General features: G+C 38.1%; 1 protein-coding gene. It reads left to right on the forward strand.

What is annotated here, in order from left to right:
- Positions 1-278: hypothetical protein (locus SB717_RS35390; protein ID WP_410907598.1), on the forward strand; the 278-nt coding region annotated here is incomplete at both ends.

Genomic DNA, 278 nt, shown 5'->3' on the forward strand with positions numbered 1-278 from the left:
TATGATTGAAGAACAATCTAAACAGCAAACGTCTAAAAACGAGCGTCTAGATGAAGAGAATGCGAAATATGTAGAAATGCGTATGGAAATTACAGCGAAAAAGACGAAACTTGTAGAAAGTTACGAACAAGCGAAAGAAAAAGTAGCTGGCATTCTCTCAAACATACAGAAGACAGAGGCGGCACTTGGGAAATGTAAGACGCAGTATAGTGAAAATGAAACAAAACTATACCAAGCATACCAATTTGTGCAACAGGCACGTTCTCGAAAAGAAATGC

It is taken from the genome of Priestia sp. SIMBA_032 (genome assembly GCF_046535215.1).
In the GTDB taxonomy this organism is placed as follows: domain Bacteria; phylum Bacillota; class Bacilli; order Bacillales; family Bacillaceae_H; genus Priestia; species Priestia aryabhattai.